The following is a 23050-nucleotide window of genomic DNA, read 5'->3' as shown; positions in this document are numbered from 1 at the left end:
GGTCGCACGCGCGACCGGTCGCTGACGGTAGTCGTCGCCGGTCTGGCACGAGCAGGCTCAGCGCGGGGTTAGCCTGCGTGACGCCCTGTCCGACCTTCGAGCGTCTCGGAGCGGGAACTCATGGCACACAACGATCCGCCGCCGCGCAGCGGCGTGCTCACCAAGCGCGCGCTGGTGCTGGCCTCGCACGCGGTCGAGCGAGCGGCGCTCGCCTCCGGCGGGCAGGACATGCTGGTGATCGCGATGTTCCAGCGGCTGCCGTACTTCGAGCGCGAGCGTCGCGTCTACACCGAGCTGGCCGCGCTCGCCAGCTGCACGGTGGTCGGGCTGGTGGACCGCGTCCGGCCCGACCTGCCGCACGGCGTGGCACCGGTGCTGCTGCGGGAAGGGGAAGAACTCGCCCGCGAGTGGTCGGTGGTGGTGCTCTCCCCCACCTTCGGCGCCGCCGTCGTCGCCCACGACCTGGAGCGCGTCGAGGCGCGGGCGAGTTCGCTGGAGTCCGCCCGGTTGTTCGAGGGGCGCTGGGGGTTGCGGCGCGACGAGGCCTACGCGGAGGCGGTGCGCCTGCGCGATGCCCTCGGTGACCGTCTGCCCCCCTCCGCGCGTGCCGGACTGGACCGGGTGCTGCGCTCCGTGGTCGAGGACCCCGCCTCCGAGGTCGAGCTGCGGACCGAGGCGATCGTGCGACACCTGCTCTCCCAGTTGGAGCGCACCCGAACCAACTACCTCGACCTCCGCGAGAAGGTCGACGCCGATCGCGGGTTCGGCCGCGACCCGTGGACCGGCCTGCACTCCTCGGGCACGCTCGCGCCGTGGCTCGGGCTCAGCGCCCCCGACACCCTCCCGCTCGGTCTGGCGCTGGTGCGCGTGCACGACCTCGTGGGCATGGAAGCCCAGCGCGGCGCGCGCACGGCCATGCACACCGAGAACAACATCGCCGACGTGCTCCGTCGCGAACAGCGGCGCCAGGACCGGGCCTTCCGGCTGTCCAAGACCGAGTTCCTGCTCGTGCAGCCCGGCGTCAGCGAACCCGCGCTGACCGCGACCGGACGCAGGCTCGCCGACCGCATCGGCACCGCGCTCGCCGACTCCTACCCCTTCGTCGGAGTCACCGCCGAGGTCGCCACCGTCATCAGCACCAGCCGTCCGCTCCCCCTGGACCGGCTGCGCGAGAGCCTCACCGAGAACGCGCCCCCCGGACAACCGACGGCCGCGGACGTCCTGGGCCAGACCGCGCCCATCCCGATCGTTCGCGAACCGAACACGCTGGTGGAAGCGGCCGTCGAACCGCGCGCCTGAGGCGCACTGCTCCTGTCAGGTGACAGTCCGCACTCCCACCAAACCTGAGCCACCGCGGCGACGAATGAGCACGTCCGAGTTCTGCCAAGAGCTGTAGACGCGCGATCGGCGAGCAGGGATGGATGGATCATGGGCAGCACAGACGACTCACCCCGGGCAGGCGCCACAGTGACCCCGGTGATCATTTCCGGTCCGGGCGCGGACGTGGTCACCGTCGACGTTCGAGGTGAGGTCACCACCGAGACCGCGAGCGAACTCGCCCGTGCCTTCGAAGCGGCTGTGGCACGGCCCGCGCGGACGCTGCGGCTCGACATGAGCGAGGTGAGCCATCTCAGCCTGGAGGGCGCCGCGCTCCTGGCCGAGTTCGCCCAACGGTGCCAAGCCGAGGACCGGACGCTGCGCGTGCACGGCTCCGCCGTCGTGCGGCACAAGCTCGGCGTCACCGGTCTCGACGGTCTCGTGCTCCCCCTTGAACGACGGTCTCCTGCGTGAAGCTCTCGAACGCGCTCACTCCTCACGACTCGCCCTGTTTCCCGGTCGGTACCCGCCGCCAGCACCGCAGGACCTCGGCGCGAGCGCCCCTGTGAGTGCGGGCGCTCGTCGGCACGCCTACGGTCTTGGTGTGACGAGAGTGGTGGTTGTGGGAGCGGGGCTCGCCGGTCTGAGCGCGGCCGAGGTGCTGGCCTCCGCCGGCGTCGAGGTGCAGGTGCTGGAGGCCTCCGACGAGGTCGGCGGGCGCGTGCGCACCGACGTGGTGGACGGCTACCGGCTGGACCGCGGTTTTCAGATCCTGTGCCCCGCCTACCCGGAGGTGCGGACTCGCGTCGACCTGCGAGCGTTGCAGCCCAAGGCTTTCGACTCTGGAGTGCTGGTCAGCAAGGACGGTCGCACGCACGCCCTCACCGACCCCCGCACGGGACCGGACGCGTGGCGGGAGGTGTTCGCGCAGCGGGTGCTCGGCGCCGGGGACCTCGCCGCGCTGGCCGCGCTCGCCGGACGCGATGTCTTCGCTGACGAGCGCACGCTGGTGACCTCGCACGACCGCGCCACCCGCGCCGAACTCGCGCGCTGGACGGTCTCCGGCGCGGCGGTCGACGCCGTGCTGCGCCCCTTCCTGTCCGGGGTGTTCCTGGAGCCCGCGCTGGAGACCTCGTCGCGGTTCTTCCACCTGGTGCTGCGCAGTTTCGGCCGTGCAGCACCGGTTCTGCCCGCAGAGGGCATGGCAGCGCTACCGCGTCAGCTCGCCGCGCGCCTGCCCGAAGGCACCGTGCGCGTGCAAACCCCGGTCGCCGAAGTGACCGGCAACGGGGTCCTGTTGATGGACGGTGAACGCGTCACCGCCGACGCCGTCGTGGTCGCCACCGACGGCAGCGTGGCAGCGGCGTTGCTGCCGGAACTGGAGCCGCCGCGATGGAACGCGGTGACCACGTGGTACTTCAGCGCGCCTGAGCCCCCGCTGAGGCGGCCGGTGCTGGTGCTCGACGGCACCGGCGGCCCCGTGGTCAACACCGTCGTGCTCAGTGAGGTCGCCGACACCTACGCCCCGAAGGACCGTGCTCTCATCGCCGCCTCCGTGCTCGGCGCCGGAGACACCGTCGACGAGGCGACCGTGCGCTCACACCTCGCCCGGCTCTACGGCGTCGACACCGGCTCGTGGGAGACCGTGGCCCGCTACGCGATCCCGCGAGCGCTACCGGCAATGCCCGCGCCACACCGCCTGCGCAAACCCGTGCGCCTCGGCGATCGCCGCTACGTCGCCGGTGATCACCGCGACACCAGCTCCATCCAAGGCGCGTTGGTGTCCGGGCGACGCGCCGCCCGAGCAGTACTGGCTGACGTCGCGGTCGTCAGTTCCGCCCAGCTCCGCTGAGCTCGTGTGGTGCCCGCGAAGCTCGAACTCATCGGCTCGACCGGCCGCCGACACCCGCACCAGACTCACGAACGCCGCCGAACCGCCCGGCTCCGCGAACTCCACAGAATCACGATGCGCGCGCAGCGAGGAGTACGTCTTTTCATCATGCGACGGCGCCCCAGCCGCAACGTGCGGTATCGATCTACATTTCTGGATCGCGCGGAACAACTGCCGATCATGCCGCGCGAATCGCGCGCCACAGGCGCACTTCAATCCTGGCTGAACGGCCCGCTCGGCACCCTCCGCTCCGTTTAGCGTGCGGTGTCTCACCGGGGCCTCTGGGGTGTCGCTCCCGACTCGACGGTCCTCGGCACACGAAAGGAAACGCCAATGATCAAGCTGATGGAAAGGGTGGGTGAACTGCTGCTGGAGCGGTTCGTCCCCCGGATCGAGGCGCAGGCCGGGGAGACCTGGCGGGAGAACTGCGACTGCCGTCGCGACAGCGCCGGCATCGGGTACCAGTGGGTGCGCGAATGTCGCTACGCGTCAGGCAGCGGAGAGAAGCGGTGCGGCCCTTGCTACAACAGCATCACCACCCGTTGCTGACGACGCGATGAACCAGGTCGCGCCGGGCTGTGCCGTGCTGATGTGCGTGGTGTTCGGTGCCTCGGCAGCAGGCAAGCTCGGCGGCGCGCGGTGGCGTGCCTTCGTGGCATCGACGGGACTTCTGCGTTTGCTGCCACCGAGTTCGCGGACCTGGGCGGCGGGCGCGGTGGTGCTGGCTGAATCGGCCATCGCCACCGCGCTCGCCGGTGCCGCGGCGTTCGGGGGCCAGGTCGCCGCAATCGCCGGATTCGCTGGTGTGGCAGCGTTGCTGGTGGTTTTCACGGGAGCGATCGTGATCTCGCTGCGCCGCGGCGATCGGACACCGTGCCGCTGTTTCGGGGCCAGCGCCTCGCCACTGGGGTGGCCGCACGTGGTGCGCAACGCGGTCCTGCTGATCGTGGCCGGAACCGGGCTGGCAGGTGTGGCCGCAGGCGGCGCGCCGCACCCGGGAGTCGCGCTGGTGTCCGGCGTCGCCGGTGCGGCGTTCGGCTTGCTCCTGGTGCGGTTCGACGATCTTGTTGATCTGTTTCGCCCGGTGGCCCGGGCTGGGGATGGTGTGAGGGGAAATCGATGACCGTGGTGATCATCGCGGTGGCCGTGCTGGGTGTGCTCGTGCTCGTCGACCTGGTGCTGACCTTGGGCGTGGTCAAGAGGTTGCGCGAGCACACCGCGCTGATCGAGCGGGCGTTGTCCGCGACGGCCCCGATGCCGCCGATCATGGCTCCCGTGGGTACCAAGATCACGCCGTTCGAGGCTCGCACCGTCGACGGGACAACGGTCTCCCTCGGCGATCTGCCCGATCCCACGCTCGTCGGCTTCTTCTCGGCCGACTGCCCGGCCTGCGGTGAGAACCTGCCCGCGTTCCTCGACCGGGCCCGCGACCTCGGACGCGATCGGGTGCTTGCTGTGGCCCACGGGGCTCCTGATGAGGTGGCCGACCTGGTCGCGAAGCTCAACCCGGTCGCCAGGGTGGTGACCGAGGCACCGGACGGGCCCCTCGGCGTGGCGTTCTCCGTACGAGGTGTCCCGGCACTGTGCCTGGTCGACGCGACCGGAACCGTGGTAGCGAGCGGCTCGGACATGGCCGGGCTGCCCATGCCGACGGACGCCTCCCAGACATGATCAGGGACGCAGCCGCCGCGGTGGGCGTGGCGTGGCGCGCCGCGCCGGTGTTGCTGCTCGGGCACCTGGCGGCCGGAGCGCTCGCCGGCACGGCTCCGGTGGCCGCCGCGTGGTTCACCAAGCTCGTGCTCGACCGGCTCGTCGCGGGCCAGACCGACGACCTGGTGTGGCCCGCCCTCGCGCTCGCGGCGACCGGCGCGCTCACCGTCGTGATCGTTCAGGGCTCGCAGTACCTCTCAGGCGAGCTCGAACGCCGGGTGGCCGTGCTGACCAGGGACAGGCTCTACACCGCGACCGGCCGCATGACCGGACTGGCGATGCTGGAGCAGCCCGCCTTCCAGGACCGGCTGCGAATGGCGCAAGCGCACAGCGACAGCGGCCCGCGACTGATCCTGGAATCGGCCGTGGGCGGTGTGCAGTCACTGATCACCCTGCTCGGCTTCCTCGGATCGCTCGCCGCGCTGAGCCTGGTCCTGGCCGCGACCGTCCTGGTCGCCGCGGTCCCCGCACTCGTCGCCGAGATCCAGCTCAGCCGCAGGCGGGCCACCGTGCTCACCGCGCTGAGCCCGACCGAACGACGGCAGTTCTTCTACGCCGACCTGATGACCAGTCTGGACGCGGCCAAGGAGATCCGGCTGCTCGGCCTCAACGCCCTGTTCCGCAAGCGCATGCTGAGCGAGTTCGCGCACGCCAACGCCGAACGGCGCCGCTTGGATCGGCGGGAGTTCGGCGTGCAAGGACTGCTCGGCGTACTCGGTGCTCTGGTAGCCGGAGCCGGACTGGTCTGGGCGATCCTCGCAGCCGGGCGCGGCCTGCTGACCGTCGGCGACGTCGCGGTGTTCCTGGCCGCGGTGGCGGGCACCCAGGCCTCGATCACGGCCATCGCGAGCAGGCTCGGCACAGCCCACAACGCGCTGCTGCTGTTCGCGCACTTCCAAGAAGTGACCAAAGCCGGGCCCGACCTGCCCTGCCCACCTGATCCGGCACCGGTGCCCGAGCTGAGCAACGGCATCGAGCTGCGCGACGTGTGGTTCCGCTACAGCGAGGACCACCCGTGGGCACTACGCGGGATCAACCTGACCATCCCTTTTGGACAGTCCCTGGCGCTGGTCGGCCCGAACGGCGCGGGCAAGAGCACTCTGGTGAAGCTGCTGTGCCGCTTCTACGACCCCACCAGGGGCTCGGTGTCGTGGGACGGGGTGGACCTGCGCGACATGCCCGTCGAGCACTTGCGCGCCCGCATCGGCGCCGTGTTCCAGGACTTCATGTCCTACGAGCTGACCGCAACGGAGAACATCGCCCTCGGCGACGTGGACGGCGCGCACGAGCTACAAATCGGCACCGCCATGAAGCACCGGGTCCACGCCGCCGCCCAGCGCGCGGGCGTCCACGACATGCTCACCGGCCTCCCGCGTGGCTACGACACGATGCTGTCCCGGCTGTTCCAGGACGAGGACGACGACACCGGAGTTCTCCTGTCAGGCGGCCAATGGCAGCGAGTCGCCCTGGCTCGCGCGTTCCTGCGAGACCAACGGGACCTGCTCATCCTCGACGAGCCCGCCTCCGGCCTGGACGCCGACGCCGAAGCCCAGATCCACGCCCGCCTCGCCGCCCACCGAGCCGGCCGCGCGAGCGTGCTGATCTCCCACCGCCTCGGGTCCGTGCGCGACGCCGATCAGATCGCCGTACTCGTCAACGGCCGCCTCGAAGACATCGGAACCCACAGCGACCTGCTCGGCAGGGACGCCACCTACGCCCGGCTGTTTCGCCTCCAGGCCAACGGGTACGCCCCGGCATGACCCGGATCGTCAGGGCCTGGCTGGCGCGCCGCTGGATCAGCGTGACCGTGGACGGCGACAGCATGCGCCCGACCTTCAACCCCGGCGACCGCGTGCTCGCCCGGCGGATCACGGCACCACCGCGGACCGGCGACGTCGTCGTGATCGAAGCCCCAGTGCTCTCCGGCAACCGGTCGACGTGGGACCTGCCGCCGCCCGGCCCCGGCGACCTCGACCGCCAGTGGCTGATCAAAAGGGTCGCCGCGATCGGCGGAGACCTCGTGCCGCCGACCGCAGCCGGGGTTCTCGCCGCGGGTCAGGTGGTGCCTCCGGGAAGCGTGCTCGTGGTCGGCGACAACCCCTCGCGCAGTCACGACTCCCGGCACCTCGGGCCCGTGCCGGTGAACCGCGTCATCGGCCGAGTGGTGCCGTCTCCGTGGAGCCGCGCGGCATGAACTCGCCACGGGCAGCCGTTCGCGGTGTCCTCGGGCACCCGCGTGATCTGCGGGTACGCAGACGTCGGCCGGTCGGCGGCGGAAGAGTTCGCGGCGCGGGCCTTTCGCGTCCTGGCCAAGCACGGCAACCACAGCGCTCTCGACCGGCTAGGCCCTGTCCAGCAAGACATCAGGTTTCCCGGTCTTCAAGACCACCCAACCCCCACCCCCACCGTCTCCAACGACAGCAAACCCCTGCAAGGCCGCAGGGTTTGGGGCGGTTAACGATGATCAACAGAGGGGTTTGGTGGTCTTGAAGACACCCCAACCCCCAGCGACACCGTGACCGGAACGCACAGCGCAACCACTTACAGGACAGGCGCTAGCCGCCGCCCGCGACCGCCTTGGCCACACCGCTCCCGCTGACCTGCGTTCCCTGCTCGCCGACGCCCTGGTCGACTCGCACCCGGCAGTCCGGTCAGCCGCCGCAGCAGCACTACGCGCGTCCAGTCCTCGACGGAGGTGCTGGTCAAGTACTGTCCACTGTGGCCTTGTGGTCAGTGCGCTCGCTGACCGTCACCCCGTCTCACGAAGCGCGGTCACATGAACTCGCTGCTGCTCATGATCGCGATCGCCGTCGCGGTCCGTTCCTTCGCCGCGTCACGGCTGGACCGGTGGAACCTCGGCGCACCAGTCGTCATCGTCACGGCGGGCGTCATCATCGGTTTGGTCAACGAACAGTCGATCGAGTTCGCGCTGAACACCGAGGCGACGTTGTACGTGGCCGAGATCGTGCTCGCCGTGCTGCTGTTCGTGGACGCCACCGAAGTTCGCGGCGGGCGGTTGTGGGGCCACTGGCCCGGTCTCGCGGCCCGGGTCCTGCTCATCGCGATGCCGCTCAGCATGGCCGCGGCGATGCTCCTCGGCTGGGCCCTGTTCCCCGAGCTGCCCTGGCCCGCGCTCCTGTTGCTCGCCGGTGTGGTCGTACCGACCGACTTCGCTCCCGCCGAACGGGTCGTGCGTGATCGCGGACTGCCGTCACGAGTGCGCAGCGTGCTCAACGTGGAGAGCGGCTACAACGACGGAATCGTCTCGCCGCTGTTCTTCTTCGCGCTGATCCTGGCCGGCGACCACAGCCAGGAACGGACGCCGCTGTCCGCGCTGGCCACCGTGCTGCCCTTCACGATCAAGGCCCTCGTCGCCGGGCTGCTGCTCGGCGCGGTGCTCGCGCTCATGCTGACTGCGGCGCACCGGGCGGGCTGGCTCACCCACCAGTCCGGGCGCATCGTCGTTCTGCTGGTGCCCCTGCTGGCCTACACCGCGACGGTCGCCGTCGACGGCAACGGGTTCGTCGCCTCCTTCGTCTGCGGCATCACCTTCCGCTACGTCCACCGGACAGCCAAGGCGCGGCTGATCCGCCGTTCTCCCCAAGGGCGGGACCTGCTGCGCGCGGGAGCGCTGGACGAGGACTTCCGACTGCTGGAGGACGTCACCACCCTGCTGACCATGACGCTGTGGTTCGTCGTCGGTGTCAGCGCCGTGCTGGCGTTCTCGGACGGATTGTCGTGGCAGGTCGTGCTCTTCAGCATCGCGGCGATCACCATCCTCCGCATCGTTCCCGTGCACCTCAGCCTGACCGGATCGGTGCTCTCCCACCGTGAACGACTCCTGGTGGGCGTGCTCGGGCCTCGCGGCACGGCATCGATCGTCTTCGGGCTCCTCGCGTTCAACCGCCTTCCCGAAGGGCCGGTCGCCGACACCATCCTGCTCGTCACCGTGACCGTGGTCCTCGCCAGCGTGGTGCTGCACGGCATCGGCGCGGGACCCACCGTCAAGTGGTTGGCACCCGCGAAGCCAATTCGCCGCTGACCTTCTCGCGACGGCGGAGACAAGGTCCGTCCCCACGTCCTCGCAGCTGCGATCGAGCAGAGCGTGCGGCGAGCACCCGTTGCTGGGCTTGCCGCGCATAGCCCTTCAGGACGTGGTGCTGGGTGATGTGACCGTCCACAAGGGACAGGCGGTCCTGCCCGCCTTGTCGGAGGCCAACCGCGACCCGGCCGTCTTCACCGACCCCGACCGCTTCGCCCCGGAGCGCCCCTGAGCGAGAGGGCGCTGTCCTTCGGGCGCGGCCCGCACCACTGCATCGGATTCGCGCTCACCCGCATGCAGTGGTGTGGTCCGGCCTGAAGATCAGTCGCGCTAGCCCAGCACGACCGTGGTTCCGTCCTCGGCCCGCAGCACCCGGTGCTGGCAGTGCAGCTGGACGGCCTCGGCGAGCACCGTGACCTCCGCGTCGCGGCCCAACCGGGCGAGATCGGCCTCGCTCGGGCACGCCAGGTGGCTGGCCGAGCGCCACTGTTGCGCGATGATCGGCCCCTGGTCCAGCTCGGCGGTCACGTAGTGGGCGGTGGCCCCGACCCCCTTGACGCCCCGCGTGGCGGCCTGCCGGTACGGCCGAGCCCCGACGAAGCTGGGCAGCAAGCTGTGGTGCACGTTGATCGCCGGGACGTCGCGCCCGTCCAGCCACGCGCACAACTCCGGCGACAGAATCCGCATGTAGCGAGCGAGCACGACCAGCTCCGCGCTGTGCTCTTTGACCAGGCGACGCAGCTCCTGCTCCGCCTCCGCAGGGCCCGTGTCGTCGATCCGCAAGCGCGTGAAGGGAACCCCGTGCGCGGCGGCGACCGGCTCCAGCGTGCTGTGGTTGGACACCACGGCGGCGATCTGTGCGTCCAGTCGGCCGTTGGCCCACCGGTCGAGCAGGTCCGCCGCGCAGTGCGTCTGCTGTGAGCCGAGCACGAGCACGCGGGGGCGGCGCGTCAGCGAGTGGATCTCGCATCGCGACACCCACTGCGTCCCGATCGCGGCGAAGCCGTCCCGCAGCTCGCGCTCCTGCCGTTCTGAGCTGAAGACGAGGCGCACGAACAGGTTCCCCGCGGTACCAGGTGCCACGCGGCTGTCCCCGAGCACACCGTGCCGGCCCACCCAATCGAGCGCCGTCTCAACCGCGCCGACCCCGCTCGGGACAGTGCCGACGAGCACGTACTCCCCGGCCCCCATCACGCCTGCCTCCGGCGCCGGCGCACCCCGTCCAGCAGCACGCACACGATGTACAACACCACCAGTGCGCCCGTCATCACCGCATCCCACACGCCGCTCAACACCGTCCACCACGACCGGCCTCGTGTTCCCCGTCTGTACGACATCCGCAATTCCCTTTCAGCCGTGGCGAGCGACTCGGTCTTGCTGACGCAGAACCTCAGTGCGGCTATTTCACCGTGACGCCAAGCCCGAGCAGCGCGGCCGAGATGAGGGCGATCACCCTGCCCCTGTTGTGGCTGTCGCAAGTTCTGTCCGCGCTGCGGCGGCGTGCCCGGACACTCTCGCGTTGGATTTCAAGAATCCTCAACCGAGCCTTCCCGACAACACTGTTTCACGCACACGTGAATCGCCGTGCGCACCCGGACCGCAGGGAAAGACGATTCGACGGACGGAGGAGGTACCAGGCCGTCCAGGCCTCGTCGGCGAGTGATCCTTTACGTGTGGACCTCAAGACAATGAACTCGTCGTGGCCGTCCACCTGCCCCCTCATCGCGGCGATCGTGCACGCATCGGCACAACCGCCGCGACAGGTGCTGAAATACATGGGCATTTCGCATTGATCGCCACATGACACACTTCAGCGCATTGCACGACACCCATGCCGACCCAGTCGGCTACTTCTTTTCCGCACCCTCAACGTCGCCTACGTGGGGGTAATTGTTCTCCTCCTGGAAACCGAACGGTCGTGCAAGCGCCACAAAGGCATTGGCGCGGCGTTGACGAGCTCGAGCAGCACGAGGTCGGCCATCGCCAGCGCCAGGAAACCGGACCCTCTCCGGCAAGTCACCAGGTTCGCCGGTCTTCAAGACCACCCAACCCCCGCTCCAGCCGTCTTCAACGACAGCAAACCCCGCAGGGCCGCAGGGGTTCGTGGGTCTTCAAGACCACCCAACCCCCGCGACACCGTGACCCGCGTGGTCAGCGGCGGCCGGTTGCCAGGACCAGGAGGAACTGCCCACCGCCCGGTTCCACGGTGGCGGTCACCGGCAGCCCCGGCACCAGGCGTGAGAAGCGATCCACCAGCCAGTCCGCCGCCTCCTGGGCGTCCCGCTTGGTCGGGCACCGGGCCACCATCTCGCGGCCGCCCTTGCGCTCCAGCCGCCCCGCCACAGTGATCAACGGCGCGGGATCGGCCACGTGCAGGCGCTCCGGCCAGGCGATGACCACCTTCACCGCGCCCTTGCGGGAGTTGCACCCGCGGTGCGCGAGCCGCTCGGCGATCTTGGCCTTGCGGTCGGCGGTACGGCTGTCGACGCTGGGCCCTCGCGAGTCGTTGACCGACATGTCGGGGTCGACCGGTTCGTCGCACACCCAGCACCGCCAGCCGTCGCGCTCGGCAACGTCATCGAGAAGACTCACCCGGGCAAACTAGCCTGCCCGGCCGCCGCGCTACCGTCGGCGGTCGGGATGCGCGCCACGCCCGCGAGAAGGAGAAGGTGTTGGACCTGAGCTCTCTGCCGCTCTACATGGTGCTCGCCGCCGTGTGGCTGACCCTCGTCGGCGTCGTGATCAACGACGCGTCGGTGAAGGTGAAGCTGCCGGTCGCGCTCGGCGCGGCGACCGCGCTGGTCATGGTCGCGACCGGCCTGGCGTGGCTGGCCGCCCCCGTCGTCGTGCTGTGGCTGGTCGGCGTGGTGCTGCTGAGCAGGGAGCAGAAGCGGTCCGGTTGACCGCGCGCTGCGCTGGCCGACGTCGGCTGCGCTAGCGCGGCAAACCGTTGAGCACGTCGGTCATCCGCTCTTCGGTGTCGTTGCCCAGCTTCTCGAACACCACCTTGGCCAGCGGCGCGGCGAGCTTGGCAACGCCCTTGAACTCGAGTTCGTTGGTGTAGGTGATCGTCGAACCCGCTCCGCTGGGCGCGATCTCGATCGTCTCGGTGGAGGTGGCGGTGTCGTTGCGGCCGACCAGCACGATCCGGTCTTCGGTGAGCTGTTCGAGCGTGTAGGTCAGCTCGGTGGTGATGCCCGCGATCGTCGAGGTGTTGTGCCAGTTCGCCCCGACCTGGACGGGACCGCTGTCGTTGCGGGTGCAGCGCTGCGTGCCGGGGTCCCAGTGCTCGGCGTTGCCGAAGTCGGCCAAGTACGGCACAACGACGTCGGGCGGGGTCTGGACGGTGAACGTGCGGGACACGGTGGTCATCGATGGTCCTTTCGACGGTCGTGCACCCGAGTACCCGTTGCGGGGCTCGTAGTCCCCCTTCCGGTGGTTTCGGCTGACTCACGTCGCCGCGCCGTGGCTCGACGGCCGTCGTTGGGCGAACGTGGGCGGCAACTCGACGAGCAGGGAGCGCGCGATGGCCCGCAAGAAGATCGGCATCACGGTCCCGGACCTCTCCGGCAGGCGCGCCGTGGTCACCGGCGCAAGCGATGGCGTCGGGCTGGGCATCGCCGCGCGGTTGGCCGCGGCCGGGGCCGAGGTCCTCATGCCCGTGCGCAATCCCGGCAAGGGCGCGAAGGCGGTCGCCGCGATCCGCGAGCGGACCCCGGGCGCGAACGTGGCGCTGCGGGAGCTCGACCTCTCCTCGCTGCGCTCGGTCAGCGCGCTGAGCGAGCAGCTGCTGGAGGAGGGCGAGCCGATCCACATCCTCGTCAACAACGCGGGCGTGATGACCCCGCCCGAGCGCAGGAGCACCGAGGACGGCTTCGAGTTGCAGTTCGGCACCAACCACCTGGGGCACTTCGCCCTCACCACCGCGCTGCTGCCACTGCTGCGCGCGGGCAACGCCCGGGTGACCAACCAGATCAGCATCTCGGCCAACCGGCACGCCATCAACTGGGCGGACCTCAACTGGGAGCGCTCCTACAGCGGCGACAAGGCCTACAGCCAGTCCAAGATCGCCGTCGGCCTGTTCGGGCTCGAACTCGCCCGGCGCAGCGAGGCGGGCGGGTGGGGCATCACCAGCACCCTCGCTCACCCGGGCATCGCCCCCACCAGCCTGCTCGCCGCCCGTCCCGAGCTAGGCCGTGCCAGCGACACCCTCGGCGTGCGGGTGATCCGCGCCCTGTCCGCGCGGGGAATCCTCGTCGGCACGGTCGAGACCGCCCCGCTGCCCGCCCTGCTCGCCGCCACCGCACCCGATGCCGCACCCGGCACGCTCTACGGCCCCGGCGGCTTGGCCCACCTCGGCGGCGCACCCGCCGAACAGCCCCTCTATCGCCGCCTTCGCAACGCTGAGGACGCGCGCCGTCTGTGGCAGGTCTCCGAGGACCTCATCGGCTCCCGGCAGACCGGGCGATCATGAAAAGCTTCACACATCGCTGCGCTGCCCCGTGACGCGAGTGCGCGGCAGGCGTCCAGCTCGGGAGTGACCGGCGAGGCCGCCGCTCTTCCAGGTGGTGCCCCGGCGCTCGTACTCGAACAGCTCCTCGACGGCGTGCGCGATCTGCGGCCCGAAGTCGCGTTCGAGCAGGTAGAGCCCGAGGTCGAGGCCGGAGGTGACGCTGCCTGCCGAGACGAGGTCGCCGTCGTCGACGACGCGGGCGCGCACGGCGGTGACGCCGGTCGCCGCGAGCAGGTCGACGCCGAGGACGTGCGTGGTCGCCGTGCGGCCCTCCAGCAGCCCGGCCATGGCCAGCCCGAGCGACCCGCCGCAGACCGTCGCGACGGTAACGGCGGGGTTGTCCACGCACTCGCGCAGCAGCAGCGCGGCGCCAGCAGCGAACTGGGAAAGCTGCACAGGGATGGTGTCGACCTCGTCCGAGTCGCCGTTCAGCGGGCCGGCAGCACCGGGCACCACGACGTAGCCGGGGACGGCCGGGTCCAGCGTCGCGGTGGCGTTGAGCGCGATGCCGCGGATGCCGGAAACGACCTCGCGCGCTCCCTCAGCGGAGACGAACTCGAGGTCGAGCGCGCCGCCGCCCATGAGGTCGCGCCCGGCGGAGAGGACCTCGTACGGCGCGATCACGTCGAGCGGGTCGAACCCGTCGAAAAGCAGGAACTGGGCTCGCGGCTGAGGCATGGGTGATCCTTTCGTCGGCGGTGATCACCTGCCATGCTGCGCACTCTCCGACGCCTTGACAATTGGCTCGCTGGACAACAAACGCCTGAATCTCGCCATCTGCCCGGTGAGGTAGTTTGTGCAGGTGTACACGGTTGTGGTGCTCGCCCTTGACGACGTGATTGCGTTCGATCTGGCCACGCCGGTGGAGCTGCTCGGACGCGCCCGGCTGCCGGACGGGCGCCCGGGCTACCGGATCGTGGTCGCCGGGCCCGAGCCGGAGGTCTCCGCGGGCCCACTGCGCATCGCCGTCGGGGCCGGGCTCGACGAGATGGCCCGCGCGGATCTGGTCGTGGTCCCGGGCCGCAACGATCCCGCGCTGCCGACGCCGCCCGAGGTCGGCAGAGCCCTGCGCGCGGCGGTCGCCAAGGGCACTCGGGTGGCCTCGATCTGCGTTGGCGCGTTCACCCTCGCCGAGGTCGGCCTGCTCGACGGCCTGCGCGCGACCACGCACTGGCTCGCCACCGACGAGTTGGCTCGCCGCCACCCCGCCGTCCACGTCGACGCGGACGCGTTGTTCGTCGACAACGGGCAGATCCTGACGTCTGCGGGCGCGTCGGCCGGGCTCGACATGTGCCTGCACATAGTCGAGCGCGACTACGGCGTCGCGGTGGCCGCCGACGCGGCCCGATTGGCCGTCGCGCCGTTGCAGCGCACCGGCGGGCAGGGCCAGTTCATCCTCCGCAACCGACCGACGCACCGGACCGCGACGCTGGAGAAGGCGCTGGCCTGGATCGAGGAGAACGCCCACCGCCCGCTGACGCTCGCCGACATCGCGACCGCGGCGGGGATGAGCAGCCGCACCCTCGCCCGGCACTTCCACGCCGAAACCGGGCAGAGCCCGATCCAGTGGCTCACCGGCGTGCGCATCCGGCACGCACAGGAACTCCTGGAGATCACCGACCACACCGTCGACCGCATCGCCGCGCAGGTCGGATTCCCGTCGCCGAGCAACTTCCGCGCCCAGTTCACACAGATCGTCGGGGTCAACCCGGGCGCCTACCGAAGGACGTTCCGGCCGTCACCCCGATGAGCGCGGGCAGCGCAGCCCGTCCAGCACGAGGGTGATGACGTCATCGGCCTCGGCCCGCCAACCGGGACGATCGTGGGCCGCGCCGATGCCGTGCAACGCCATCATCACGGCACCGGCGTCCACGTCGTCGCGAACGGCGCCGTCCCGCACGGCGGCGGCCAGCAGGTCGGTGACGGCGTGCTCCAGCTCCCGACCGCCCTCGGCGAGCGCACCGGAGCGACCGGCCATGAGCACCGCGAGCGTCCTGGCGAGGCCCTTGTGGACATCCATGTGCTCGACCATTCCGCGCAGGAAGACCGCCAGTGCCTCCGCCGCGGGCAGCGTGCGCCGCAGCTGACGGGCACGCTCGCAGAGCGCGAGGACTTCCCCGTGGTAGACCGCCTCGGCCAGCGCCTCCCGGGTGGGGAAATGGCGGTACAGCGTGCCGGTGCCCACCCCGGCGAGGCGGGCGAAGTCGTCGAAGCGCAGGTCGAAGAACTCGCCCGCGTCGAAGAGCTCTCGCGCCTTGGCGACGAGGACGTCGCGGTTGCGTCGAGCATCGGCCCGCAGCGGTTTGCCGGTGGTCATGGCCCCCCTCGTTGACAAGTGGAGACAGTCTCCATATTTTCGCCAAGTGGAGATGGTCTCCAGTTCGATCGTAGTCCACGGGGTGCGGCATGAAGATCCTGATGTTCGGCCGGGGCGTGATCGCCACCGTTTACGGCTGGGCCCTGCACCACGCGGGGCACGACGTCGAGTTCTACGTCCGGCCGGGCCGCACCGCGACGTACGGCGACGCGGTCGAGCTCGACCTGATGGATGCGCGGCGCCGTCCGTGGGGGCGGCGCGTCGTCGAGACGTGGCCGGTGCGCTACCGCGAGGAACTGCCGCCGGAGCACGACTTCGACCTGATCGTGCTCAGCGTGCCGCATCACCGCCTCGCCGAGGCGACGGCCGTCCTGGCCCCGCGCGTCGGCCGGGCCACGGTGTTGGTCTTCGGCAACGTCTGGACCGAGCCGCTGGCCGCGATCGGCTCACTCCCCGCCGACCAGACCGCGTGGGGCTTCCCCCAGGCCGGCGGCGGCTTCGGCGCGGACGGCGTGCTCCGTGCGGCGCTGCTGCCGTCGGTCGTCTTCGGCACCCTCGGCCAGCCCCCGACCGATCGGGAAAGGGTTGTGCGCCAAGCGTTTCGCGATGCCGGACTGCGCCCCAAGGAGCGGCCAGACTTCCGCGCCTGGTTGTGGGGCCACTTCGTGGCGGACGCCGCCCTGCTCTCGCAGGGCCTGCGGCTCGGCTCCCTGTCCGAGCTGACCGGGGACGGGCGCGGCCTGCGCGAGGCGATGCTGACCGGTCGCGAACTGCTGCCGCTGCTCCGAGCGCGCGGCCTCGACCTGCGGCGTTACCGGCTCTACGCGCTGATGTTCTGGGCGCCCACCTGGCTGACGGCCTCGGTGCTCGCCTGGCTGACAGCCCATGTCCCGCTCGCACGCGCGAGCATTGCGGCGCACTCCGACCCTGACGCCCAGGAGCCCCGCGAGGTCTGCCGGGACACCCTGGCGGAAGCACGACGGCTGGGCGTCTCGGTACCGCGACTGGAAGCCGCCGAACCGTACTTCGAGACCCTTGGCTCTGGCACACCACGGGACGCGAGCAGGCTGATCGGCTAGGCCCAGTGGAGCACCTTGCCGCGCAAGCACTTCGGGATCGACGCGTCGGCGGTCGGCACGCTCAGCGAAGACAGGCCGCCGTCCACGGGCAACCGGCTACCACGTGATCTACTCGATGAACTGGTCGTGAGCGGAACTGCCGGATGCCAGTGACACTCAACTGATCGTCTCGTCGAACAGGTCGAGCACGGCCCGCCATGCCCGCGCCGCGTGTGCGGGGTGGTATTCCACGCCGGGAACGGTGGGCACGGTGTGAGTGGTCTTCCCGCTGGGCACGCCAGCGGAATCGGTTGGTGCAGACCAAAAAGCGTGCTGGGCACCGCCGTAGATGTTCACGCGCCAGTCTGCCTCGGTGTCGCGCAACGCGTGGCCGAGTGCCAAGACGTGGTCGGGCGTGCAGATCGGGTCTTCGGAGCCCGTGCAGAGAAGGACGGTGCCGGTGACCGAGGCCCAGTCCTCCGGGCGAGCGATCTCCAGGCCGGGATGGACAGCGGCGACAGCTTGGAAGCGCACGCCCGTGCGGGCGAGGTGAAGGATGATGCTGCCGCCAGCTCCGTAACCGAGCCCTGCCAGTCGATTCGCATCGGCTCCGGGCACCGACAGCAGAACGTCAAGCGCGGCTTGGCCAATGGCGTGCATGCGCTCCGGTGAGGCCAGCAGCGGCAGGACGCGGGCGAGCATCGCTTCAGGGTTTCCCGGGAACCACTGGCCACCGTGGTAGTCCATCGCCAACGCCACGTAGCCGCGCTCGGCGAGCAGATCAGCGCGTTCACGCTGATAGTTCTCCAGGCCGATCCCGTCGTGGCCGACAAGCACCGCGGGCCAAGGTCCCTCGCCATCTGGTTGTGCCAGGTGGGCAACCATGGTGAGCCCGTCGACCTCGTAGGTGACCTCGCGTGTTGTGACCATGCTTTGGAAGCTAGCAAGCGCGAACGGCCTTCTGGCCGACGTTCGCTCTCGGCCCAACAGCTTGTGCGCTCACCGCGTCGACCGCACGATCTCCAAGCCGAGCGGCGTCGTCAGGGAGAGCACGGTGACACCGACCCCCTCCCGAGGTGTTGTCGACGCGGCCTCGTTCGCCCTCCTGGTGGTGAGCTTGCCGAGGCAGCGGCGCGCGCCCGCCCGTGCGCACCGCGATCATGGACGGTCTGCTCTGGTTCGGTCGGCACCAGCTCCTGCGAGCACTGGCTGTCCTGTTGTGCGTCAACACTTTCTGCTTCCAGCTGGCCGCGACCCTCGTGCTGTCGGCGACGCGCGCGGTGCACCTCGACGCGAGCGGCAGCGGCGCTTCGGTCCGACACGATCGTCACCGACGACAATCCCGGACGTACTCGTCGAAGGCCTCGTCGACAGCGCCGTCCAAGACCATGGTGAGCGCGTAGGAGATGGTGCAGACCCACTCCTGCAACGGGGCCACGTCCGCGTCACTGATCAGGCCGTTGCGGCGGAGCATGCCGTCGTCGGCGATGCCCCAGGCTCGCGCGAAATGGCAGATCCCGACCGCGGCGCCCCGAGGAAACCCCTCTGCCACCGAGGATCGTCCACATCGGAGTGTGTGCACGAGTGGAAGAGGAGTGCTTCGCGTGCCTCGGCCGTAGTAGCCCATTTGGTGCCGGGGTCAGGGTGCGGCCAAAGAAAGGTCCACGATGCCGGTGGCTTGCGACCAGACACAACGCCACGTGCCGCTGTCCTCGGTGTAGACGTCGGTGTGCCAGGCCTCGTGCCGAGGGATGTCCGCGCCGTCGACGGTGAGTTGGATGACGCACCGGTAGCGGAGAACAACGACGTCGGTGCCGACGATGGCCTCCACATCGCCGATCAGCCCCAGTTCCTGGTAGACGAGCCGCCCCGTGGTCAGGAGATCCAGGTACTCGTCTTTCGTCCACACGGTGCCGGTCGGGTTGCACAACCGGTACTCCGCAGCGTGCAAACGGTCGTAGGCATCGCGATCCACGTCGAGGAGACAGCTGATCCGATCCTGCTCAGCCTTGATCACCTGGCTGGCCACGTCGTCGGTCATACCCGCTCCTGCTCTCTCGGCGTAGAGGTGGCCTCTCGCACAGTATCGGGACCAAGAGGACGTCAGGAGAAGGAGCGGCGAGCAGCCCTGATGCCACGCTCTGGCACCGCGAGTACGAGAATCGTCGACGAGACCATCAACGCGGTTGCCCCCTCGGGCGCCCGCGGGCGAAGATGAATCCTGCGGTGGAGATGGGGCTGTGGGAGCCCCGCCTGGACGTGTCCGGGTGTCGGTAGGTCAGACACAGGGGGTTCGACTCCCTCCTCCACCACCGCTTCCGGGGCGTTCGAAGGCTCGCCTGGCAGAGACGGCGGGGGCGTCCGGGTCTGCAGGCTCAGCTGGGCCGCCACCCGGTCAGCTCGTCGATCACCGCGTCGCGAGTGGCGAAGCGGCGGTGAACGAGGTCCTGGCTACGCCCGCACTCGGCGAGCAGGTCGCTCTCCGCGGCGGGGCTCGTTGAATTCCTTTCGCTATTTTCGTCTTTCTTTTGTTTTCACTCGCGCAACGAGCAGGTGGCCGAAGACGTCCATCCACTCGTGACAAAGCTCCTCGGACTTCTTCGGCACCCGGTCGTCGCGGTGGTGGCCGCCGTGACGGCGTTCGCCCTCGCGCTGCGGCAGGTCTCCACCGCCCCGATCGTCGACCTGGACGTCTTCCGCGCGGGCGGCGAGGCGTGGCTGGCAGGCCGAGGCCTGTTCGACGCGGAGTTCCCGCCGCGGCCGCTGCTGTTCCCGTTGCCGTTCATCTACCCGCCGATCGCGGCGGTGGTCTTCAGCGGGTTCACCGTGCTGCCCCTCGTGACGCTGGGCCAGGTGATGACCGTCGTGACGGTGCTCGCGCTCGTGGCGGCGTGCGTGGTCACCGCACGTCGCTGCGGGCTGGACAGGGCGGCGGCGTTCGGCGTCGGCGCCGTGGTGAGCGCGGTGATGGTCGACGCCGAGCCTGTGCGGAGCACGATCGACCTCGGGCAGATCAACGTGCTGCTGATGGCACTGGTCGTGCTGGACTGCCTGCTGACGCGCACGCCGTGGCCGCGCGGGCTGCTGATCGGCATCGCGGCCGGGATCAAGCTCACTCCACTGGCGTTCCTGCTGTTCTTCGCCTTCTCCGGGCGGTGGCGGATCGTGCTCACCGCCGTCTCGACGTTCGCGGGCACCGTGCTGCTCGGGTTCCTGCTCGACGCGCAGAACTCCTTGCAGTACTGGACTTCCACGGTGTTCAAGCTCGACACGATGGTCGGCGCCGGTTTCGCGACCAACCAGTCCCTGCGCGCCGTGCTGGCGCGGTTCGGCATGGACAAGGCGGCGAGCTTCCCGTTCTGGCTCGCCGGGGTCGCGGTGGTGCTCACCGCCACGTGGTTCGTGGTGCGGCGCCTGCTCGCCGACAGCGCCGCGACCCCTGAGAGAGCCGGGGTCGTCGCGGTCCAGGCGATGGTGGTGATCGCCACCGCCACCCTGCTGTGCTCGCCGATCTCGTGGAGCAACCACTGGGTGTGGGTGGCCGTCGCCGGCGCAGGGCTCGCCGCGACCCTCCTGCGCGCCCCGAGCTGGCACCTCGTGGTTCCGGCCCTGGTCGTGACGGTGTTCTTCCTGGGGCCGCACATCCACGTCCCCAGCAACGAAGGGCGCGAGGAGCACTGGACGCTCGGGCAGTGGTTCCTGGGCAACGCCTTCGTCCTGACCGCCGTCGCCTCGTTCGCCGCCGTGGTGGCGGTGCTGGCTCACCGTGCTCGCGCGGCAAACCGGGCACGTCCTGCTATGGGGTGCGAGCCCGCCCGATTGTCCACTGTGGACTGATGCGTCGACGGCCTGGATTCACCCGCCGACGAAACCTTGCGGCGCTCGCATCGCGCTCAGCACCAGAGGATGAAGCTCTCCGCGTCATCGTTGGCCGAGACCCCCGCATCGTTGAACACCCGGTTCAGGTCGTCGTACCGGGAGCGCGCGCCGAGCCGCCACAGACCTGCTCCGGTGACCTCCACACCGAGGTCCTCCGCGCGCAGGGTGAACTCGCAGCCGGTGTTGTTGATGATCGAACTGATCTCGTTGTCCCCGTCCCACCCGTCGATCTCGTAGATGCGGGCGCCGTCTCCCGGCCGGAGCTCGACCTGGACGTAGCGCGTCCCGGTCTGGCCGCCGTCCTCCCACATGCAGATGGTGTCGTTCGGGCAGCTCTCACCTGCGCTTGCGGTCGGCGCGACGAGCAGTGCGGCCACGGTGGCGGCGGCGAGGGTCGTGATCGTCCTGAACATGGGACTCCGAGACTGGAAGGCGTTGGGGCGCAATCAAACTAGGCGCGGCCACGACGCCCGTCGCACTGGTTCACCCACCCATGAACACGAGGTGACCTCAGCGCTTGTCCACCGGGTTGATCGTGGGGTTGATCAGCCCGGACCACGTGAGGATCTCCTCGGCGGTCGCCACGTCCTCCGTCATGCCGAAGATCGCTCGCCCAGCGGCGAAGCTGACCCCTACCCTGGAATCCGATCGAGGGGAAGGGGTGGTCGTGGCCGAGCAGCCGAAGGTGCGGACGACGGAAGGCGTGGTGCAGGGGCGTTGGCGGCAGGGACACGCGGAGTTCCGCGGCATCCCCTACGCCCAGCCTCCGGTCGGGGCGCTCCGCTTCGCCGCGCCCGCGCCGCCGCACCGCTGGGAGGGGACGCGGCAGGCGGTCGAGTTCGGCCCCGTGGCGCCGCTGTCCCTGCCGATCGAGGTACCCCCGCAGGGAAGCGACTGGCTGACGCTCAACGTCGGAACTCCGGATCCCGGCACGGCGGGGCTGCCGGTGCTGGTGTGGATCCCCGTAGGCGGCTACCTCGCGGCGGCCTCAAGCGACCCGATGTACGACCCGGCAGCCCTGACCTCGGCGGGAGTCGTCGTGGTGACCATCAACTGCCGCGTGGGCGCGGAGGGGTTCGCCTTCCTCGACGATGCTCCGCCCAACCGCGGGTTCCTCGACCAGATCGCGGCGCTGGAGTGGGTGCAGCGCAACATCGCCGCCTTCGGAGGCGACCCGAGCCGGGTCACCGTGGGCGGGGTGTCCGGCGGGGCGGGCTCGGTCGCCGCCCTGCTCACGATGAAGTCAGCACGCGGACTGTTCCGGCGGGCCATCACCCACTCGGTGCCGGGGTTGCACAGCACCCCGGTGCTGGCGCGGCAGGTCACCGCCGAGTTCGCCGACCGGGTCGGCGCGGCGGCCCCCACCGCCGAGGCCCTGCGCGACACCGACCCGTGGCACCTGGCCGCCGAACTCACCGCCTTCAACGCCGGCCTCCACGCGCACCGAGAGCGCTGGGGGCGTCTCACGGAGACCGGCTCCGCGCTGTGTCCCGTCGTCGACGGCGAGGTCCTCCCGGAAACGCCGTGGCCCGCGCTGACCGACGGGCGCGCGAGCGGGATCGAACTGCTCGTCGGCCACGCCCGGGACGAATTCCGGTACTTCAGCGTGATGAGCGGACGGTATGGCACCTTCACCGAGCAGGACGCCCACGCAGCCCTGGAACTGCTCGCCCCTCGCCCGGACGGCGCGCGGGCCTACCGAGCCGCGTTGCCCCACGCAAGCCCGGAGGAACTGCTGGAGACCGTGTACTCCGACGCCCTCTTCCGCATGCCGTCACACAAGCTGGCCGAGGCGAACGCCGCAGCCGGCGGCACCTCGTACCTGTTCGAACTGTGCTGGGTCACCCCCGTCCTCGGCGGCGTCCTTGGCGCCTGCCACAGCCTCGACGTACCCCTGGCGTTCGGCACGCTGGACTGCCCCGTCGGCACCCAGCTCATCGGCGAGCAGGCCACCCCCGAGGCCGTCGCGGTCTCCCGCGAACTCCAGCAGGCCTGGGTCCGCTTCATCACCACCGGCGACGCGGGCTGGTCGGAGTACCGGCCCGGCGAGCACCTCACCCGCGCCCTGGACGCCGAGTCGAAGACCGTGCCCTACCCCGAACAGGCATCCCGCCAGGTCTGGGAAGGCCACTCCCCCGCACCCTTCGATCTCCCGTAATCGTCGTCGATGCGGCACGCGTACGGAACGGCCGAGGACGTGCCCGAGCTGCTGCTGGCCCTGCCTGCAAGTTCGATATACGCACACGGCCCACAAGGCTGATGTGACCATCAAGCCTGTGGGCCGTGTGAATAGTGTGCGTGTCCGAGGAGCGAGTTGCACAGT

26 protein-coding genes and 1 tRNA gene are annotated in these 23050 nt (G+C 70.1%); 17 read left to right on the top strand and 10 right to left on the bottom strand.

Features of this window, described 5'->3' with window-relative positions:
• Positions 1-120: 120 nt before the first annotated feature.
• The 10 genes from ABD798_RS02945 (at position 121) to ABD798_RS02900 (ending at position 9192) form a co-directional block, all read left to right on the top strand.
• A complete protein-coding gene (locus ABD798_RS02945) occupies positions 121-1299 on the top strand; it encodes a DICT sensory domain-containing protein (RefSeq protein ID WP_344870894.1) in 1179 nt (392 codons plus the stop codon).
• Positions 1300-1428: 129 nt separating this feature from the next.
• Positions 1429-1791 carry an STAS domain-containing protein gene (locus ABD798_RS02940; RefSeq protein WP_344870892.1) on the top strand — a complete coding sequence of 121 codons (363 nt, stop codon included), beginning with the start codon at positions 1429-1431 and terminating at the stop codon, positions 1789-1791.
• A gap of 130 nt (positions 1792-1921) precedes the next feature.
• On the top strand, positions 1922-3169 hold the full coding sequence (locus tag ABD798_RS02935; protein WP_344870891.1) for an NAD(P)/FAD-dependent oxidoreductase: 1248 nt from the start codon (positions 1922-1924) through the stop codon (positions 3167-3169).
• A 372-nt stretch (positions 3170-3541) separates the two neighbouring features.
• Complete coding sequence (locus ABD798_RS02930) at positions 3542-3757, top strand: hypothetical protein (RefSeq protein ID WP_344870890.1); 216 nt, start codon at positions 3542-3544, stop codon at positions 3755-3757.
• Positions 3758-3764: 7 nt separating this feature from the next.
• Positions 3765-4331, top strand: a complete 567-nt coding sequence (locus ABD798_RS02925; protein WP_344870889.1) for a MauE/DoxX family redox-associated membrane protein — start codon at positions 3765-3767, stop codon at positions 4329-4331.
• Entirely contained in the window at positions 4328-4879 is a 552-nt protein-coding gene (locus ABD798_RS02920; RefSeq protein ID WP_344870888.1) for a TlpA disulfide reductase family protein, read from the top strand. Before ABD798_RS02925 ends, ABD798_RS02920 begins: the two co-directional genes overlap by 4 nt.
• Positions 4876-6678, top strand: coding sequence for an ABC transporter ATP-binding protein (locus ABD798_RS02915; RefSeq protein WP_344870887.1), 1803 nt, complete (start codon positions 4876-4878; stop codon positions 6676-6678). Before ABD798_RS02920 ends, ABD798_RS02915 begins: the two co-directional genes overlap by 4 nt.
• A complete protein-coding gene (locus tag ABD798_RS02910) occupies positions 6675-7112 on the top strand; it encodes a S26 family signal peptidase (protein WP_344870886.1) in 438 nt (145 codons plus the stop codon). Before ABD798_RS02915 ends, ABD798_RS02910 begins: the two co-directional genes overlap by 4 nt.
• Positions 7113-7694: 582 nt before the next feature.
• Positions 7695-8960 (top strand): cation:proton antiporter domain-containing protein, encoded by a 1266-nt coding sequence (locus ABD798_RS02905; protein WP_344870885.1) that lies wholly within the window; start codon positions 7695-7697, stop codon positions 8958-8960.
• Positions 8961-9039: 79 nt separating this feature from the next.
• Positions 9040-9192, top strand: a complete 153-nt coding sequence (locus ABD798_RS02900) for a cytochrome P450 (protein WP_344870884.1) — start codon at positions 9040-9042, stop codon at positions 9190-9192.
• A 98-nt stretch (positions 9193-9290) separates the two neighbouring features.
• Here the strand turns inward: ABD798_RS02900 and ABD798_RS02895 are convergent, their stop codons facing one another.
• The 3 genes from ABD798_RS02895 to ABD798_RS02885 all read right to left on the bottom strand — a co-directional run bounded on the left by ABD798_RS02895 (position 9291) and on the right by ABD798_RS02885 (position 11552).
• Positions 9291-10151 carry a formyltetrahydrofolate deformylase gene (locus tag ABD798_RS02895; protein WP_344870883.1) on the bottom strand — a complete coding sequence of 287 codons (861 nt, stop codon included), beginning with the start codon at positions 10149-10151 and terminating at the stop codon, positions 9291-9293.
• The gene (locus tag ABD798_RS02890) at positions 10151-10297 is read right to left on the bottom strand and encodes a hypothetical protein (protein WP_344870882.1); all 147 of its coding nucleotides are present in this window, start codon (positions 10295-10297) and stop codon (positions 10151-10153) included. Before ABD798_RS02890 ends, ABD798_RS02895 begins: the two co-directional genes overlap by 1 nt.
• 814 nt (positions 10298-11111) lie before the next feature.
• A complete protein-coding gene (locus ABD798_RS02885; protein WP_344870881.1) occupies positions 11112-11552 on the bottom strand; it encodes a hypothetical protein in 441 nt (146 codons plus the stop codon).
• 80 nt (positions 11553-11632) lie between these two features.
• On the opposite strand from ABD798_RS02885, the gene ABD798_RS02880 reads away from it, so the two are divergent.
• A complete protein-coding gene (locus ABD798_RS02880; RefSeq protein ID WP_344870880.1) occupies positions 11633-11863 on the top strand; it encodes a hypothetical protein in 231 nt (76 codons plus the stop codon).
• Positions 11864-11894: 31 nt separating this feature from the next.
• Here ABD798_RS02880 and ABD798_RS02875 read toward each other — a convergent pair whose 3' ends face one another.
• The gene (locus ABD798_RS02875; protein ID WP_344870879.1) at positions 11895-12332 is read right to left on the bottom strand and encodes an SRPBCC family protein; all 438 of its coding nucleotides are present in this window, start codon (positions 12330-12332) and stop codon (positions 11895-11897) included.
• A 154-nt stretch (positions 12333-12486) separates the two neighbouring features.
• On the opposite strand from ABD798_RS02875, the gene ABD798_RS02870 reads away from it, so the two are divergent.
• Positions 12487-13434 (top strand): SDR family oxidoreductase, encoded by a 948-nt coding sequence (locus ABD798_RS02870; RefSeq protein ID WP_344870877.1) that lies wholly within the window; start codon positions 12487-12489, stop codon positions 13432-13434.
• 6 nt (positions 13435-13440) lie between these two features.
• Here the strand turns inward: ABD798_RS02870 and ABD798_RS02865 are convergent, their stop codons facing one another.
• Positions 13441-14151 (bottom strand): DJ-1/PfpI family protein, encoded by a 711-nt coding sequence (locus ABD798_RS02865; RefSeq protein ID WP_344870876.1) that lies wholly within the window; start codon positions 14149-14151, stop codon positions 13441-13443.
• Between the two features lie 124 nt (positions 14152-14275).
• Here ABD798_RS02865 and ABD798_RS02860 point away from each other — a divergent pair, with 124 nt between their 5' ends.
• A complete protein-coding gene (locus ABD798_RS02860) occupies positions 14276-15223 on the top strand; it encodes a GlxA family transcriptional regulator (protein ID WP_344870875.1) in 948 nt (315 codons plus the stop codon).
• Here the strand turns inward: ABD798_RS02860 and ABD798_RS02855 are convergent.
• Positions 15212-15790, bottom strand: coding sequence for a TetR/AcrR family transcriptional regulator (locus tag ABD798_RS02855; protein ID WP_344870874.1), 579 nt, complete (start codon positions 15788-15790; stop codon positions 15212-15214). The two genes, ABD798_RS02860 and ABD798_RS02855, sit on opposite strands and share 12 nt — an antisense overlap.
• A gap of 89 nt (positions 15791-15879) precedes the next feature.
• Here ABD798_RS02855 and ABD798_RS02850 point away from each other — a divergent pair, with 89 nt between their 5' ends.
• Positions 15880-16869: a ketopantoate reductase family protein gene (locus ABD798_RS02850; protein WP_344870873.1), complete on the top strand. Its 990-nt coding sequence runs from the start codon at positions 15880-15882 to the stop codon at positions 16867-16869.
• Between the two features lie 156 nt (positions 16870-17025).
• Here the strand turns inward: ABD798_RS02850 and ABD798_RS02845 are convergent, their stop codons facing one another.
• The 3 genes from ABD798_RS02845 to ABD798_RS02835 all read right to left on the bottom strand — a co-directional run bounded on the left by ABD798_RS02845 (position 17026) and on the right by ABD798_RS02835 (position 18889).
• Positions 17026-17778, bottom strand: coding sequence for a dienelactone hydrolase family protein (locus ABD798_RS02845; RefSeq protein ID WP_344870872.1), 753 nt, complete (start codon positions 17776-17778; stop codon positions 17026-17028).
• A 397-nt stretch (positions 17779-18175) separates the two neighbouring features.
• A complete protein-coding gene (locus tag ABD798_RS02840; protein ID WP_344870871.1) occupies positions 18176-18400 on the bottom strand; it encodes a hypothetical protein in 225 nt (74 codons plus the stop codon).
• An 87-nt stretch (positions 18401-18487) separates the two neighbouring features.
• Positions 18488-18889 carry a nuclear transport factor 2 family protein gene (locus ABD798_RS02835; protein ID WP_344870870.1) on the bottom strand — a complete coding sequence of 134 codons (402 nt, stop codon included), beginning with the start codon at positions 18887-18889 and terminating at the stop codon, positions 18488-18490.
• 184 nt (positions 18890-19073) lie between these two features.
• Between ABD798_RS02835 and ABD798_RS02830 the strand changes: the two genes are divergently transcribed.
• Positions 19074-19160: transfer RNA gene (locus ABD798_RS02830), tRNA-OTHER, on the top strand.
• 265 nt (positions 19161-19425) lie between these two features.
• Positions 19426-20685, top strand: coding sequence for a glycosyltransferase 87 family protein (locus ABD798_RS02825; protein ID WP_344870869.1), 1260 nt, complete (start codon positions 19426-19428; stop codon positions 20683-20685).
• Positions 20686-20741: 56 nt separating this feature from the next.
• Here the strand turns inward: ABD798_RS02825 and ABD798_RS02820 are convergent, their stop codons facing one another.
• Positions 20742-21140 carry a peptidase inhibitor family I36 protein gene (locus ABD798_RS02820; RefSeq protein WP_344870868.1) on the bottom strand — a complete coding sequence of 133 codons (399 nt, stop codon included), beginning with the start codon at positions 21138-21140 and terminating at the stop codon, positions 20742-20744.
• 104 nt (positions 21141-21244) lie between these two features.
• On the opposite strand from ABD798_RS02820, the gene ABD798_RS02815 reads away from it, so the two are divergent.
• Positions 21245-22885: a carboxylesterase/lipase family protein gene (locus tag ABD798_RS02815; RefSeq protein WP_425549153.1), complete on the top strand. Its 1641-nt coding sequence runs from the start codon at positions 21245-21247 to the stop codon at positions 22883-22885.
• Positions 22886-23050 lie beyond the last annotated feature (165 nt).

The sequence above is a fragment of the Allokutzneria multivorans genome (assembly GCF_039537405.1).
Lineage (GTDB): Bacteria > Actinomycetota > Actinomycetes > Mycobacteriales > Pseudonocardiaceae > Allokutzneria > Allokutzneria multivorans.
Note: the sequence above shows the minus strand (reverse complement) of the source record. Positions and strands in the feature narration are given on the sequence as shown.